The organism is Streptomyces sedi (genome assembly GCF_006335015.1).
Lineage (GTDB): Bacteria > Actinomycetota > Actinomycetes > Streptomycetales > Streptomycetaceae > Streptomyces > Streptomyces sedi.
Map to the genome: position 1 here is coordinate 691,391 of NZ_VDGT01000001.1, position 14,157 is coordinate 705,547.

Here is a 14,157-nt window from a genome sequence, read left to right on the forward strand (position 1 = left end):
GTCGGCGTCCGGCCCTCCCCGCCGGAGGTCCCGCCCGTCTCCAGGTCCAGGATCTTCTCGCGCATCGCGTAGACGACGGCCTCCATGCGGGAGTGGAGCTGGAGCTTCTCCAGGATGTTCCGCACATGGTTCTTGACCGTGTTCTCGCTGATGAACAGCTCCTTGGCGATGTCCCGGTTGTTCTTCCCCGTGGCCACCAGCTTCAGGACCTCCAGCTCCCGGTCGGTCAGCCGTGGCGCGGGGACCAGGGGCCGCTCGTCGGTGCGTTGGATCATCGACTTGAACTCGGTGAGCAGCTTCGCCGCCATCGAGGGGCTGATCTGCGACTGGCCGTCGGCCACGGCGCGGATCGCGGCGGTCACCTCGTCGGTGGAGATCTCCTTCAGGAGATAGCCGGTCGCCCCCGCCTTGATCGCGTCGTAGAGGTCGGCCTCCTCGTCGCTGATGGTCAGCATGATGATCCGCGCGCTGGGGGCGACCTCCTTGATCGAGGTGCACGCCTCGATGCCGCCGCGCCTGGGCATCCGCACGTCCATCAACACGATGTCGGGCAGCAGGTCCGCCGCCTTCTCCACCGCCTCGGCGCCGTCGCCGGCCTCCCCGACGACCTCGATGTCGGACTCCTGCGCGAGCACGATCTCCAGCCCCCGCCGGAACAGCTCGTGGTCGTCCACCACCAGGACCCGGATCGGCTCGCGCTCGGCCTCCGGTTCCCGCTCGCCCCGGGGGGACGGCCGTCCCCTGGGCATTCTGGGTCCGAACGTCTCCACCATCGAATCCCTCCCCCTGGCCGGTTCACCACACTCGGCCACCCCATGATTCCATGGCGACACCCCCCGCCGGATCCACGATCCGGCCAAGGGGTGCGCGTGTCAGGTGCGGCGCGCCCTCAGGCGCCCAGCGTGCCGCCCGCGCCCTCCGGCGCGACCTCGCCCAACGGGTCGGTCTCCAGCCGGATCACGCCGTAGTCGTACGCGTGGCGCCGGTAGACCACGCTGGGCTGCTTGGTCTCGATGTCGACGAAGAGATAGAAGTCGTGCCCGACCAACTCCATCTCGTAGAGCGCCTGGTCCAGGCCCATCGGGGCGGCGGTGTGGGTCTTCTCCCTGACCACCAGCGGACCGTCGCCCTCCACCACCACCGGGCCCATCCTCCGCACCGGCACCTCGTCCGGCTCGGGGGTCTGCGCCGGCAGCATCCCGTGGCCGTTCAGCGGCGCCGCGTCGGGCACCACGTCGGCGACCGCGCTGGCCGGGATGCGCCCGCGTCCCCTGCGGGAGGTGCGCTTGTCGTTCTCCCTGCGCAGCCGGGACTCCAGCTTCTCCACCGCGAGGTCGAGCGCCGCGTACGGGTCGGCGGCGGACGCCTCGGCCCGCACCACGGGGCCACGGTGGCGCATCGTGATCTCGACCCGGTCGGAACGGTCCGCCTGGCGGGGGTTGGGCTCCTTGGACACCTCCACGTCGAGACGGGTCACCTTGCCGTCGATCCTCTGGATCTTGTCAAGCTTCAGCTTCTCGGCCACATGGCGACGGAAGCGCTCCGGTACCTCGGTCTTGCGGCCCTTGACGACGATGTCCACGTGAACTCCGTTCCCGGACTGCCCCACGCTGGGGTGGGGCACCTCCTTGGTGCACTTTCGCCGGGCGGGCCGGTGTCCACGGCCCCTGCCCGACGTTACGACGGGGTTACGACTTTCACCTCCTCTTCCCCGGGGAGGAAGATCGACACCCCCTCCAGCAACGGGGTGATGGTCGGAAGTCGATCCTTCGCGAACATATGGGCATCTGTAGTTGTGGCGGGCTGATCATCCGCTCCGAAGCGGAATGCGCATATCCGCTCTTCTTCGAACGTACCGCTGACCACCCCGGTCCGGCACCCCTACCCACGCGTACGCCCGACCCATGCCGAGAGCGGCCCGGCGACCACCGCCGCCGCGACCGGCAGCGCCCCGTGGGCGCGCACCGCGCGGGCGGCCTCGGCGAGGGAGGCGCCGCTCGTCACCACGTCGTCGACCAGCACCACCCGCTCCCCGGCGGCCAGCGCGCCGGGCCGCACGGCGAGCGCCCCCGCGAGATTCTCCGCGCGGGCCCTGCCCGGCAGCCCCGCCTGGTCGACCACGGGCCGCACCAGCCGCAACGCCGGCACCACCCGTGCGCGCACCCCGCCCGCCCGCAGCGCGCCCGCCGCGCGCGACGCGATCCGGCGCGTCGGGTCGTGCCCGCGCCGGACCACCGCGCTCCGCGACGACGGAACCGGAACGAGCGCCCACCCCGCGTCCCCGCCCGGCCGCACCGCGCCCGAGGCCAGCACCGCGCGCTCCAGCGCCGCCCCCAACGGGCGGGCCAGCGGCAGCACTCCGCGTTCCTTGTGGGCCAGCAGCATCCCGCGCACCGCGTCCGCGTACGGCGCCGCCGCCCACACAGGCGGCAGCCCCGCCGGTGTCGGCACCGGGAACACCCGCCGCGCCCGACCGGCGCGCAACTCCGTGACACAGCCCTCGCACACGCCCTCGCGCCCCCGGCCGCAGCCGGCGCACTCCGTGGGCAGCACCAGGGCCGCGATCTCCCGCCACCATCCGCGCATGGGCACCACCGTGGCCCATCACCCGCGCGGCGCAACGGAGTTCACCCTCCGTTTCCCCCGAAACGGGGAGCCCCCGTCAACGCCGGACGACGCTCACGCGCACACGCACGCCGCCCCACACAAAGAAGACCGGGGAGACCGGGGAAACGGAGACAGCCCGGGTAGTCCTCACCCCGGGTAGAACGGCCCCTGCCCCACCTCGGCGACCAGCTTCCACTGACCGTCCTCGCTCAGCCGCGCGATGCGGTTGCCCGTCTCGGCGAGCATCGGCAGCGCGTCCTCCTCGGTCGCCGCGACGGCCCGCACGTCGTTGAGCCCCGGCACGCTGGGCCCGCCGCTCGTCGACCCGTCCGTCTCCACATGGCTGATCTGCTCGACCCCGTCGACCGGGCGGCCGACCACCACCAGCCCGCTGTCCCCCGCCCAGGAGACCGCCACCGTGTCCGCCAACTGCGGCGCCACCGGGCGCAGCTCGTTGACGGTGATGGCGACCCCCTCGTCGGTCCTGGCCCGCTCGACGCGCCCGATCTGGAGGCTGCTGCGCTCGCCGTCGCCGACCAGCATCGCGATCCGCACCCCGTCGGGCGCCAGTCGCAGCGCCTCGATCCGCTGCCCCTCGCCCAGTCCCTCCACCGGCACGCCGCGCGGCGCGCCCTCGCCGTCGCTCAGCCTCAGCAGCTCGGGCTCGGCGGCGTCCCGGTCGGCGAGCCACAGGTCGCCGAGTCCGTCCCAGCTGGGCGCGGTCAGCCCGTCGCCCTCCGCCGTGCTCAGCACCAGCTCCGTCGCCGCGGTCTCCTCGTCGTCCAACGGGCCCACCAGCAGCGTCGAACCGTCGGTGCTCACCCCGGCAGCGCGTTCCCCGTCCCGGCTGACGGCGGCGCTGCGCAGCCCGGCGCCCGGCTGGCCCAGCGGCCCGTCGACCGGGAACGGCTTCTCGTCGTAGTCCTCGGCGAGCGACACCAGCCGCTCGTCGCCGTCCACGTAGTAGCCCTGCGCCATGCCGCCGTCGAGGAGCCCCGGCTCGTACCGGGGCGCCTCGGGCGCCTCCTGGGCCTTCCGCTCGCACAGCTCGTCGCCCGAACGCGTCCTGAGCCTGGCCTCCTTGATCTCGACGGAGGCCACGTCCTGCGCGGTGTGCAGCAGCTGCGCCGCCATCCGCTGGCACCGCGACTTCGGCCAGTCCTCCGGCACCCCCGCCAGCCGCACGCCCAACTCGCCCTCGCCGTCGATGCTGACACCGCCGCCGGTCAGCTCGACGTCCGGCGGGAACTCCGAGGAGACCACCGGGCTCAGCCAGTCGCTCGGACCGGCCAGCAGGGTGCGCACGCTCTCCGAGACGGGCTCCACCCGCCGCCGCACATAGATCGGGTCCGGCACCAGCACGCCGCCGCCCCGCTCCGCGCGCTCCGGCTCGGAGCTGAGGTCGGCGTAGTAGTACGTGTTGACCGCGTGGTAGATCCGTCGGAAGTCCGGCTCGCCCATGACCAGGCCGTCGGGGAGCGTGTCGATCCGCCACTGCCCCTCGTCGCGCCGCAGCGTGAGCAGGGTGCGGAACTCGCCCTCCCTGGGCCGGTAGACGTGCCCGTCGTCGACCTCGGCCAGTCGCGTCCCCGAGATCTCGATCCGGCGCAGCTCACCCCGGGTGTCCTCGTCGACGTCCACCTCCGGCACGCCCGTGTCGACCGCCGTCGTCAGCACCGTCGTGCTGTCGAACGGGTCCCACAGCTCGCGCCGCTCCGGCGTCAGATACTCCCTGGCCGTCTCGTACTCGGCGTCGTCGCTGGTCGTCGCCTCAAGGAAGCCCTGCACGATCTCCTGCGGGGAGGCGTCCTCCGCGGGACTGACGCCGTCGACCCGCACCTGGGACTCACTCTCCGCGCGCTGCGAGGAGTCGACCCCCTGCACCGAGCCGCCGCTCGGCATCGAGGCGCAGCCCGCGAGGAGCAGCACCGAGGCCACCGCCGCCGCCGGCCAACGCCGACGCCGCTCACCGCTGTTCATGGCCGCCCTCCCCGCCGCTCGACGCGCCGCTCGACGCCGAGGACCCCGGGTCGCGACCGACCGGATGCCCGTTCCCCTCGGCGGCGCCCGCCGAAATGGCGCGCGCCCCCGCGATCGCCCCGGAGCGCACCGCCCGGCGCGCCCGCGAGTCGTCCGGCTCCAGTGGCAGCGGCGAACGGCGCGGGCGCGCGCCCACCGTGCACGGCAGCGTCAGCCGGAACTGCGCCCCGCCGCCCGGCTCGCCCCACGCCTCCAGCAGCCCGCCGTGCAGCCGCGCGTCCTCGGTGGCGATGGAGAGCCCGAGACCGGTGCCGCCCGTCGTCCGCGCCCGCGCGGGGTCGGCGCGCCAGAAACGGTTGAAGACCCGTTCCGCCTCGCCCGGCCGCAGGCCGATGCCGTAGTCCCGCACCGCGACCGCGACGGCCTGCCCGTCCCGGCCGGCGGCCAGCCGCACCACCACGTTTCCGCCCTCGCCGTGCTCGATCGCGTTGACTACCAGGTTCCGCAGCACCCGCTCGATGCGGCGCGGGTCGACCTCCGCCACCACCGGCGCCCCGTCGCCGCGCACCAGCAGCCGCCCGCCCTTCCGCTCGGCCAGCGGCTCGGCGCCCTCGACGACCCGGTGCACCACGTCCCGCAGGTCCGTCGGCTCCGCCTCCAGATGCGCGGCGCCCGCGTCGAACCTGCTGATCTCCAACAGGTCGCCCAGCAACGACTCGAACCGGTCCAGCTGGCTCAGCAGCAGCTCGGCCGAGCGGGCCGTCGCCGGCTCGAAGTCGCCGCGCGCCTCGTGGATCAGGTCGGCCGCCATCCGCACCGTCGTCAGCGGCGTCCGCAGCTCGTGCGAGACGTCGGAGACGAAGCGGCGCTGCATCCGCGACAGCTCCTCCAGCTGCTGGATCTGCGTCTGGAGGTTGCGCGCCATCTTGTTGAACGACTCGCCGAGCCGGGCAATGTCGTCCTCGCCGCTGACCTTCATCCGTTCCTGGAGCCGCCCCGCCGCCAGCCGCTCGGCGATCCCCGCCGCCATCCGCACCGGGGTCACCACCTGCCGCACCACCAGCCACGCGATCGCGCCCAGCAGCGCCACGAGGAACAGCCCGGCCGTGGCGAGCGTGCCGGTGACCAGGCTGAGGGACTTCTCCTCCTGGGTGAACGGGAAGAGGTAGTACAGCTGGTACTGGTTGCCCTCGTTGTCCGGCAGCCGCTTGCCGATGATCAGCGCGGCCTCGGTCTCGCCGTTCTCGCGCACCACCGTGCCGTACTGGCGGTAGGTCGTCGACGACCCGTCGAGGGACTGCCGCATCTCGGCCGAGATGCTCTCCGCCGCCTGGATGTCGCCCATGGAGCGCGTGCCCCGCGGCGGCGCCGGGCCGTCGTCCGGGCCGAACGGCACCTGGTCGGAGCTGAGCGCCACCACGTAGTAGACGCCCTGCCCGCCGCTGGCCAGCTGCTCCACGATGTTGTTGAGCCAGGTGCCCGCGTCGACGGCCGGCGCGGCGCCGCTGTCGCCCCGCTCGTCGGCGTCGACCGCCAGGTCCTCCGCCACGGCGAAGCCGCCGTCGGCCTGGCTCTGCGCCGTCTGCCGCTTCGCCTCCAGCAGCCCGTTGCGCACCTGCCCCACGACCACGACGCCCAGCACCAGCACCACGGCCATCGACAGCAGCAGCGTGCTGGCGACCACCCGCAGCTGGATGTTCCGCCGCCACAGCCGCATCACCGACAGCAGCGGACCGCGCGCCACCCGCCCGAAGATCCGGATGGCTGGCTGCGCCCGGCCGCTGTTCGCCCCTTCGGACAACAGCCGGGAACCACGCCACCACACCCGGTCGGACACCTCAGCTCGTTCCGGCCTTGTAGCCCACGCCTCGCACGGTCACCACGATCTCGGGACGCTCCGGGTCCCGCTCCACCTTGGAGCGCAGTCGCTGGACGTGAACGTTCACCAGCCGGGTGTCCGCCGCGTGCCGATAGCCCCAGACCTGTTCGAGCAGGACCTCGCGCGTGAACACCTGCCACGGCTTGCGCGCGAGCGCCACCAGCAGGTCGAACTCCAGCGGCGTCAACGAGATCGTCTGACTGCCGCGCTTCACCGAGTGCCCCGCGACGTCGATCACCAGGTCGCCGATGGCCAACTGCTCCGGCGCCGGCTCCTCGGAACGCCGCAGCCGGGCCCGGATGCGGGCGACCAGCTCCTTCGGCTTGAACGGCTTGACGATGTAGTCGTCGGCGCCCGACTCAAGGCCCACCACCACGTCAACGGTGTCGCTCTTGGCCGTCAACATGACGATCGGCACCCCGGACTCGCCCCGGATCAGCCGGCAGACCTCGATGCCGTCCCGTCCGGGAAGCATCAGGTCCAACAGCACCAGATCCGGTTTGATCTCCCGGAAGGCCGCCAACGCCTTGTCCCCGTCCGCAACGAACGACGGTTCAAACCCCTCCCCACGCAGCACGATGCCCAGCATCTCCGCCAGCGCGGTGTCGTCATCGACGACGAGTACGCGTCCCTTCATGGGCCCATCATCCCATTGCCCGATGGCGCCTCATATGAACGTGATCTGGAACACACCTCAGCCAGCCGACCGTGATCCACCGGAGCCACCACACCACGTTCCGTCACCACCGCCGTCACCAGCTCCGGCGGCGTCACGTCGAACGCCGGGTTGTACGCCTGCGCCCCCACCGGCGCCACCGGCACCCCGGGAGCCAGCTCCGTCACCTCGTGCCCCGGCCGCTGCTCGATCCGGATCGCCGCGCCGTCCGGCGTCCCCAGATCCACCGTGGACACCGGCGCCACCACCACGAACGGCACCCCGTGATGCCGCGCCAGCACCGCGAGACCGTAGGTGCCGATCTTGTTCGCCACCGCCCCGTCGGCCGCGATCCGGTCCGCCCCCACGACCACCGCGTCCACCTCACCCGCAGCGAAGAGCGACCCCGCGGCCCCGTCCACCTGCACCGTGTACGGCATCCCCTCCCGCGCCGCCTCCCACGCGGTCAGCCGCGCCCCCTGCAACAACGGGCGCGTCTCGTCCACCCACAGCCGCCGCAACTCCCCCGCCCGGTGCGCCGCGCGCGCCACCGCGAACGCCGTCCCGCCACCGACGGAGACCAGGGCGCCCGTGTTGCAGTGCGTCAGCAGCCGGTACCTGCCGCCCGGCAGCAACTCGCCCAGCAACTCACGCCCCAGCGCCGCCATCCGCTCGCTGTCCTCGACCTCCTCCCGGTGCAGCGCCCGCGCCTCGGCCAACGCCGCCGCTGCCGCCACCTCCCCCGCGCCGCCGGCCGCCTCGTGGGCGGCGACCGCGCGCGCCACCCCGTACCCGAGGTTCACCGCGGTCGGCCGCGCCTCCGCCAACGACCGCGCCGCATCCCCCACGTCGAAGCCGCGCGCCGCGGCCAACGCCACCCCGTACGCGCCGGCGACACCCAGCACCGGCGCCCCCCGCACCGCCAGCGACTGAATGGCCGCCACCAACCCCGGAACGTCAGTGACCGTCAACTCCACCTCCTCCGAGGGCAGTCGCGTCTGGTCGAGCAACAACAGCACGGGACCCTCGGGCGGCTCGGCCCAGCGCAGGGTCGGGACTCTCAGATCAGCCATCGCCCCAGTCTGCCGCCCACCCCCCGCCGGGAGAAGGCGCGAACCCCCGACGCACACGGCCAGCCCCCCGGCACCACCTCCATGGCACGATGGGCGCCAGGAAAACGGCAACGGCGGGACCGGCACACGGCCGCAAGGGGCAATCCCCCCGTAAACCACACCACAAGGGAGCAACCGTGAGCGACAAGCCGGGCTGGACCTCGCCCGGGTCCCCGTCCCCTGACCCGGACAACGGCCCGCGTGACCCGGACAACGGCCCGCGACAGGACCCCCCGCCCCAGGGCCCCACGCCACCGGCCGGCGGCCCGCCCCAGGGCTGGGGACAGGCCCCCGGCGGCTGGGGCCAGGCCCCGCCCCCCGGCTGGGGCGGCCGGGGCCCGACGCCGCTGGCCCCCAAGCCGGGCGTCGTCCCGCTGCGCCCCCTCGCCCTCGGCGAACTCTTCGACGGCGCCGTCTCCACCGCCCGCGCCCACTGGCGCACCGTACTGCTCATCAGCCTGGCCATCGCCATCGTCACCCAGGTCGCCGCCACCCTCGCCATGCGCCTCTTCCTCAGCGACAGCGAGGGACTGGACGCCCTGGAGAACAACCCCGACCCGACCGACGAGGAGTTGCGCCAGGCCCTCGGCGACCTCGCCGCGTTCACCTCGGTCACCGGCGTCGTCACCCTCCTCGGCAGCGTCCTCGCGACCGCCATGCTGACCATGGTCGTCAGCCGCGCCGTCCTCGGCCGCGGCGTCACCCTCGAAGAGGCCTGGGGCGACTCCCGCAGCCGCCTCCTCCCGCTGCTCGGCGTCGTGCTGCTCGTCCCCCTCCTGGCCGTACTCGCCGTCGCCGTCCCCGCGTTCGCCCTCGCCCTCTCCGGCAGCGCGGGCCTCGCGGCGCTCGGCGTCGTCGGCGGCGCCGTCCTCGCCGTCTGGCTCTACGTCAGGCTCTCCCTGGCCGCGCCCGCCCTGATGCTGGAACGCCAGGGCGTCCTCGCCTCCCTGCGCCGCTCGGCCAAGCTCGTCGAGGGCACCTGGTGGCGGATCTTCGGCATCCAGCTGCTGATGCTGCTGCTGGTCGTCGTCGTCAGCGGCATCATCGAGTTCCCCGCGACCGCGATCGCCGGCTTCATCGACGGCGAGGGCACCAGCTCCCTCACCGGCGACATCGGCGACATGACGTGGACCTATCTGATCCTCTCCGGGATCGGCGCGGTCATCGCCGCCACCATCACCCTCCCCATCAGCGCCGGCGTCACCGCACTGCTCTACATCGACCAGCGCATCCGCCGCGAGGCCCTCGACCTGGAACTCGCCCGCGCCGCCGGCCTCACCCGCGAAGGGGACCCCGGCCCCGCGGACACCGGCCCCGGGAACGCGGGCCCCGACCACGACGGCCCGGAGCGCTGACCCCGTGCGTTCGGCGGACGAGGTGGGCCCCCCGCTCACCGTGCCCAGCGACCCGGCCAGGGAGGCCGCCGAACGCGAACTCTCCCAGGACGTCTACACCCGGCACGAGCCCGGCCTCTTCCGCCGCGTCTGGGACTGGCTCTGGGAACGCCTCTTCGGGGTCCTGGAGTCGGCCGCCTTCCACACCCCGGGCGGCTGGCTCGGACTCCTGGTCATCGTGCTGATCCTGGTCGCCGTCCTCGTCGCCGTCCGCCTGCGCCTCGGCGCCCTGCGCACCGCCGCCGGCCCCCGCGCCGACCGGGCCCTGTTCACCGACGAGCCCCGCACCGCGGCCGAACACCGCGCCGCCGCCGAGGCGCACGCCGCCGCCGGCCGCTGGTCCGAAGCCGTCCGCGAACGGATGCGCGCCCTCGTCCGCGCGCTGGAGGAACGCGCCCTCCTCGACCCACGCCCCGGCCGCACCGCGACCGAGGCCGCCGCCGAGGCCGCCCGCGCCCTCCCCACGCTCGGCACCCGCCTCCACGACGCCGCCGCACTCTTCGACGCCGTCGCCTACGGCGAACACCCCGCGACCGCCGACGACCACGCCCGCCTCGCCGCCCTCGACGACGAGGCGCGCCGCGCCACCCCCGACCTCGCCGCCGCCGGCTGGACCACCCCGTGACGGCGCCCGCGGACACCGCCGTCTCCCCCGACGCACGCCAACTGCTGCGCCGCGCCCGCCCGTTCGCCATCGGCGCCGTCGCCCTGGTACTCGCGGGGCTGCTGCTCGCCGTCCTCAACTCGGGCGAGAGCGGCGCCCTCCACCCCCGCGCCAGCGTCCCCCAGGGCAGCCGCGCCGTCGCCGAACTCCTCGACGAACGAGGCGTCACCACCACCCTCGCCACCACCGCCGCCGAGGCGGCCGAGGCCCTCGGCCCCGACAGCACCCTGCTGGTCGCCCAGCCCGAGGCACTCACCCCCACCGCCCGCGACACCCTGCGCCGCGCCGCCGAGGACGCCGCCACCCGCACCGTGCTCGTCGCCCCCGGCCCCGAGGCCACCGCCGCCTTCGCCCCCCGGGTCACCGTCGCCCCGCCGGTCGAGGCCGAGGAACGCGCCCCGCGCTGCGCCTGGCCGGCCGCCCAACGCGCCGGCGAGGCCCGCCTCGGCGGCTACCGCTACGCGCTCCCCGAGGGCACCACCGAGGCCGCCGACTGCTACCCCGCCGGCGGCACCGCCACCCTCGCCACCGTTCCCACCCCGACCGGCGAGACCGTGCTCCTCGGCTCCCCCGACATCCTCACCAACGACCGCCTCGACGAGGCCGGCAACGCCTCCCTCGCCCTCCAACTCCTCGGATCCCACCCGCGACTCGTCTGGTACCTGCCCAGCGGCGAGGAGGCACCGGCCGCCGACGAACGGCGTTCCGTCACCGACCTGCTGCCCCCCGGCTGGCGCTGGGCCGCCCTGCAACTCGGCGTCGCCGCCGCACTCGCCGCCCTCTGGCGCGCCCGCCGCCTCGGCCCCGTGGTCACCGAGCCGCTGCCCGCCACCGTGCCCGCCGCCGAGACCGTCGAGGGCCGCGCCCGCCTCTACCACCGCACCCACGCCAGGGCCCAGGCCGCCGACGCCCTGCGCGCCGCCACGCGTGCCCGCCTCGCCCCCGTCGCCGGCGTCGCCCACGCCGACACCCACGACGACGAGGCGCTGCCACCCGCCGTCGCCGCCCACACCGGCACCTCGGCGGCCGAGGTCCGCGCCCTGCTCTTCGGCCCCGCCCCGGAGGACGACCGCGCCCTGGTCCGGCTCGCCGACGCGCTCGACGCACTCGAACGCCGCGTCACCGACGAACCCGCCACCGCATCACCCCCCGACGATCCCCCGACAGGCGAGGAGCCACGCACGTGACCGCCGCACCATCAGCCGAAGCCCCGCACGCGGTGCTGGAGTCCCTGCGCGCCGAGATCGGCAAGGCCGTCGTCGGCCAGGACGCCGCCGTCACCGGCCTGGTCGTGGCGCTCCTCTGCCGGGGGCACGTGCTCCTCGAAGGCGTGCCAGGCGTCGCCAAGACCCTGCTGGTCCGCACCCTCGCCACGGCGCTCGAACTCGACACCAAGCGCGTCCAGTTCACCCCCGACCTGATGCCGAGCGACGTCACGGGCTCGCTGGTCTACGACACCCGCAGCGCCGAGTTCTCCTTCCAGCCGGGACCCGTCTTCACCCATCTGCTGCTCGCCGACGAGATCAACCGCACCCCGCCCAAGACCCAGGCCGCGCTGCTGGAGGCCATGGAGGAACGCCAGGTCACGGTGGACGGCGAGCCGCGCCCGCTGCCCGACCCGTTCATGGTCGCCGCCACCCAGAACCCCGTCGAGTACGAGGGCACCTATCCGCTGCCCGAGGCGCAACTCGACCGCTTCCTCCTGAAGTTGACGCTGCCGCTGCCCTCCCGCGAGCAGGAGGTCGACGTGCTGACCCGCCACGCGGCCGGCTTCGACCCCCGCGACCTGGCCGCCGCCGGCGTCCGCCCCGTCGCCGGGGCCGCCGACCTGGCCAACGCCCGTGCCGCCGTCGCCGGGGTCGCGGTCTCCCAGGAGATCGCCGGCTATGTCGTCGACCTCTGCCGCGCCACCAGGGACTCGCCCTCGCTCGCGCTGGGCACCTCGCCGCGCGGCGCGACCGCGCTGCTGGCGACGGCCCGCGCCTGGGCCTGGCTCTCGGGGCGCGAGTTCGTCACCCCCGACGACGTCAAGGCCCTCGCCCTGCCGACCCTCCGCCACCGCGTCCGGCCCCGTCCCGAGGCCGAGATGGAGGGCGTCACCGCCGACCGGGTCCTCACCGGCCTGCTCGCCCGCGTCCCGGTCCCCCGCTGATGGCCCTCACCGGCCGCACCGCGCTGATCGCCGCGCTGGGCGCGCTGGTCGTGGGACTGCTGCCCGGCTGGCACGGCGTGCTCGCCGTGGGTCTTCCGCTGCTGGCCGGCGTTCTCTACGACCTGGCCAGGGCCGCGCCGGTGCGCGCGCTGCGGCTGACCCGCGACGGCGACACCTCCGCCCGGCTGGGCGAGACGGCCGAGGTGCGGCTGACCGTCACCAATCCCGAAGGCCGCCCGCTCCGCGCCGAGCTGCGCGACGCCTGGCCGCCCAGCTCCTGGCAGCCGGGCACCGCGTTCGCCGCCGCCCGTCACCGGCTCACCGTGCCGCCGCGGGAACGCCGCCGGCTCACCACCACGCTCCACCCGACCCGCAGGGGCGACCACCGCGCCGTCCGTGTCACGGTCCGCTCGCACGGCCCGCTGGGCCTGGCGGCGCGTCAGGGGAGCCACGAGGTGCCGTGGACCGTGCGGGTGCTGCCGCCGTTCACCAGCCGCCGCCATCTGCCGGCGAAGCTGGCCAGGCTGCGCGAACTCGACGGCCGCACCTCGGTGTTGACGCGAGGCGAGGGAACGGAGTTCGACAGCCTGCGCGACTACGTGCCGGGTGACGACGTCCGTTCCATCGACTGGCGCGCCACCGCCCGCCGTTCCTCCGTCGCCGTCCGCACCTGGCGCCCGGAGCGCGACCGGCATCTGCTGCTGGTCCTGGACACCGGCCGCACCTCGGCGGGGCGCGTCGGGGACGTGCCACGGCTGGACGCGGCGATGGACGCGGCGCTGCTGCTGACGGCGCTGGCCAACCGCGCGGGCGACCGGGTCGACCTGTTGGCCTTCGACCGGGAGGTACGTGCCTCGGTGCGGGGCCGCACCGGCTCCGACGTGCTGCCGGCCACGGTGGCGGCGCTCGCCGCTCTGGAGCCCCGGCTGGTGGAGACGAACACCTCGGCGCTGGCGGCGACGGCTCTGGCGCGGGCGCCCCGCCAGTCGCTGCTCGTGCTCTTCACCGGCCTGGAGGCGGCCCCGGTCGAGGCCGGACTGCTGCCGGTGCTGCCCCGACTGACGGAACGCCACGCGGTGCTGGTGGCGGCGGCGGCCGACCCCCGGGTCGAGGCGCTGGAGTCCGGGCGGTCCACGGTGACCGCGGTCTACGAGGCCGCCGCCGCGGCGCACCACCGTGCCGAACGCCAGCAGACGGCCCAACGTCTCCGCGGCCTGGGCGTCACCGTCGTCGAGGCCACCCCCTCGAACCTGGCACCGGCCCTCGCCGACGCCTATCTGACGCTCAAGGCGACCGGCAGGCTGTGAGCGGGGGCGACATTCGGACGGTGTTCGGACGGAATGCGGTATCCGGGGGGAGAAACAGAAAAGGCTGAGGGGCCTCACGAAAACTGATTTTCGTGAGGCCCCTCAGCCTTATTCAAATAATTGTCCGGCGGCGTCCTACTCTCCCACACGGTCCCCCATGCAGTACCATCGGCGCTGAAGAGCTTAGCTTCCGGGTTCGGAATGTAACCGGGCGTTTCCTCTCCGCCATGACCACCGGAACCCTAAAAAGGACATTCCCTCGGCAGTCAGCCAGAAAAAACACAGTGGACGCGAGCATCTATGGACAAGCCCTCGGCCTATTAGTACCGGTCAACTCCACCTATCACTAGGCTTCCATCTCCGGCCTATCAACCCCGTGGTCTCCAGGGAGCCTTACCCCATCAAGT

The 14,157-nt window shown here is 74.1% G+C and carries 11 protein-coding genes, 2 rRNA genes and 1 pseudogene; 5 read left to right on the forward strand and 9 right to left on the reverse strand.

The genetic code is table 11. The features are described 5' to 3' along the window. Positions 1-41: 41 nt before the first annotated feature. The 7 genes and pseudogenes from FH715_RS02785 to mtnA form a co-directional block, all read right to left on the reverse strand. Positions 42-773 (reverse strand): annotated as a pseudogene (locus FH715_RS02785) (response regulator); the annotation flags it as partial. A 116-nt stretch (positions 774-889) separates the two neighbouring features. Continuing rightward, positions 890-1,582 (reverse strand): ribosome hibernation-promoting factor, HPF/YfiA family, encoded by a 693-nt coding sequence (gene hpf / locus FH715_RS02790; RefSeq protein WP_139640345.1) that lies wholly within the window; start codon positions 1,580-1,582, stop codon positions 890-892. A 299-nt stretch (positions 1,583-1,881) separates the two neighbouring features. After that, positions 1,882-2,586, reverse strand: coding sequence for a ComF family protein (locus FH715_RS02795; protein ID WP_139640346.1), 705 nt, complete (start codon positions 2,584-2,586; stop codon positions 1,882-1,884). 168 nt (positions 2,587-2,754) lie between these two features. Then, the gene (locus tag FH715_RS02800) at positions 2,755-4,587 is read right to left on the reverse strand and encodes an LpqB family beta-propeller domain-containing protein (protein ID WP_139640347.1); all 1,833 of its coding nucleotides are present in this window, start codon (positions 4,585-4,587) and stop codon (positions 2,755-2,757) included. Next, positions 4,574-6,304, reverse strand: coding sequence for an MtrAB system histidine kinase MtrB (gene mtrB, locus FH715_RS02805; protein WP_425472651.1), 1,731 nt, complete (start codon positions 6,302-6,304; stop codon positions 4,574-4,576). Before mtrB ends, FH715_RS02800 begins: the two co-directional genes overlap by 14 nt. Positions 6,305-6,425: 121 nt before the next feature. Further along, positions 6,426-7,103, reverse strand: coding sequence for a two-component system response regulator MtrA (gene mtrA, locus FH715_RS02810; RefSeq protein ID WP_139640349.1), 678 nt, complete (start codon positions 7,101-7,103; stop codon positions 6,426-6,428). Beyond that, positions 7,100-8,194 (reverse strand): S-methyl-5-thioribose-1-phosphate isomerase, encoded by a 1,095-nt coding sequence (gene mtnA, locus FH715_RS02815; protein WP_139640350.1) that lies wholly within the window; start codon positions 8,192-8,194, stop codon positions 7,100-7,102. The genes mtrA and mtnA overlap by 4 nt, the downstream gene beginning before the upstream one ends. A 176-nt stretch (positions 8,195-8,370) precedes the next feature. On the opposite strand from mtnA, the gene FH715_RS02820 reads away from it, so the two are divergent. Genes FH715_RS02820 through FH715_RS02840 form a run of 5 tightly spaced genes read left to right on the forward strand, consistent with a single transcriptional unit; the run spans position 8,371 to position 13,750 of the window. Next, the gene (locus FH715_RS02820; protein ID WP_139640351.1) at positions 8,371-9,588 is read left to right on the forward strand and encodes a glycerophosphoryl diester phosphodiesterase membrane domain-containing protein; all 1,218 of its coding nucleotides are present in this window, start codon (positions 8,371-8,373) and stop codon (positions 9,586-9,588) included. 4 nt (positions 9,589-9,592) lie between these two features. Beyond that, positions 9,593-10,252, forward strand: a complete 660-nt coding sequence (locus FH715_RS02825; RefSeq protein ID WP_139640352.1) for a DUF4129 domain-containing protein — start codon at positions 9,593-9,595, stop codon at positions 10,250-10,252. Beyond that, on the forward strand, positions 10,249-11,478 hold the full coding sequence (locus FH715_RS02830; protein WP_170184604.1) for a DUF4350 domain-containing protein: 1,230 nt from the start codon (positions 10,249-10,251) through the stop codon (positions 11,476-11,478). Before FH715_RS02825 ends, FH715_RS02830 begins: the two co-directional genes overlap by 4 nt. After that, positions 11,475-12,443: an AAA family ATPase gene (locus FH715_RS29265; RefSeq protein WP_139640354.1), complete on the forward strand. Its 969-nt coding sequence runs from the start codon at positions 11,475-11,477 to the stop codon at positions 12,441-12,443. Before FH715_RS02830 ends, FH715_RS29265 begins: the two co-directional genes overlap by 4 nt. Next, the gene (locus FH715_RS02840; RefSeq protein ID WP_139640355.1) at positions 12,443-13,750 is read left to right on the forward strand and encodes a DUF58 domain-containing protein; all 1,308 of its coding nucleotides are present in this window, start codon (positions 12,443-12,445) and stop codon (positions 13,748-13,750) included. Before FH715_RS29265 ends, FH715_RS02840 begins: the two co-directional genes overlap by 1 nt. A gap of 122 nt (positions 13,751-13,872) precedes the next feature. Here FH715_RS02840 and rrf read toward each other — a convergent pair. After that, positions 13,873-13,989: ribosomal RNA gene (gene rrf / locus FH715_RS02845) — 5S ribosomal RNA — on the reverse strand. A gap of 61 nt (positions 13,990-14,050) precedes the next feature. Then, positions 14,051-14,157 (reverse strand): 23S ribosomal RNA (locus tag FH715_RS02850); the annotation flags it as partial.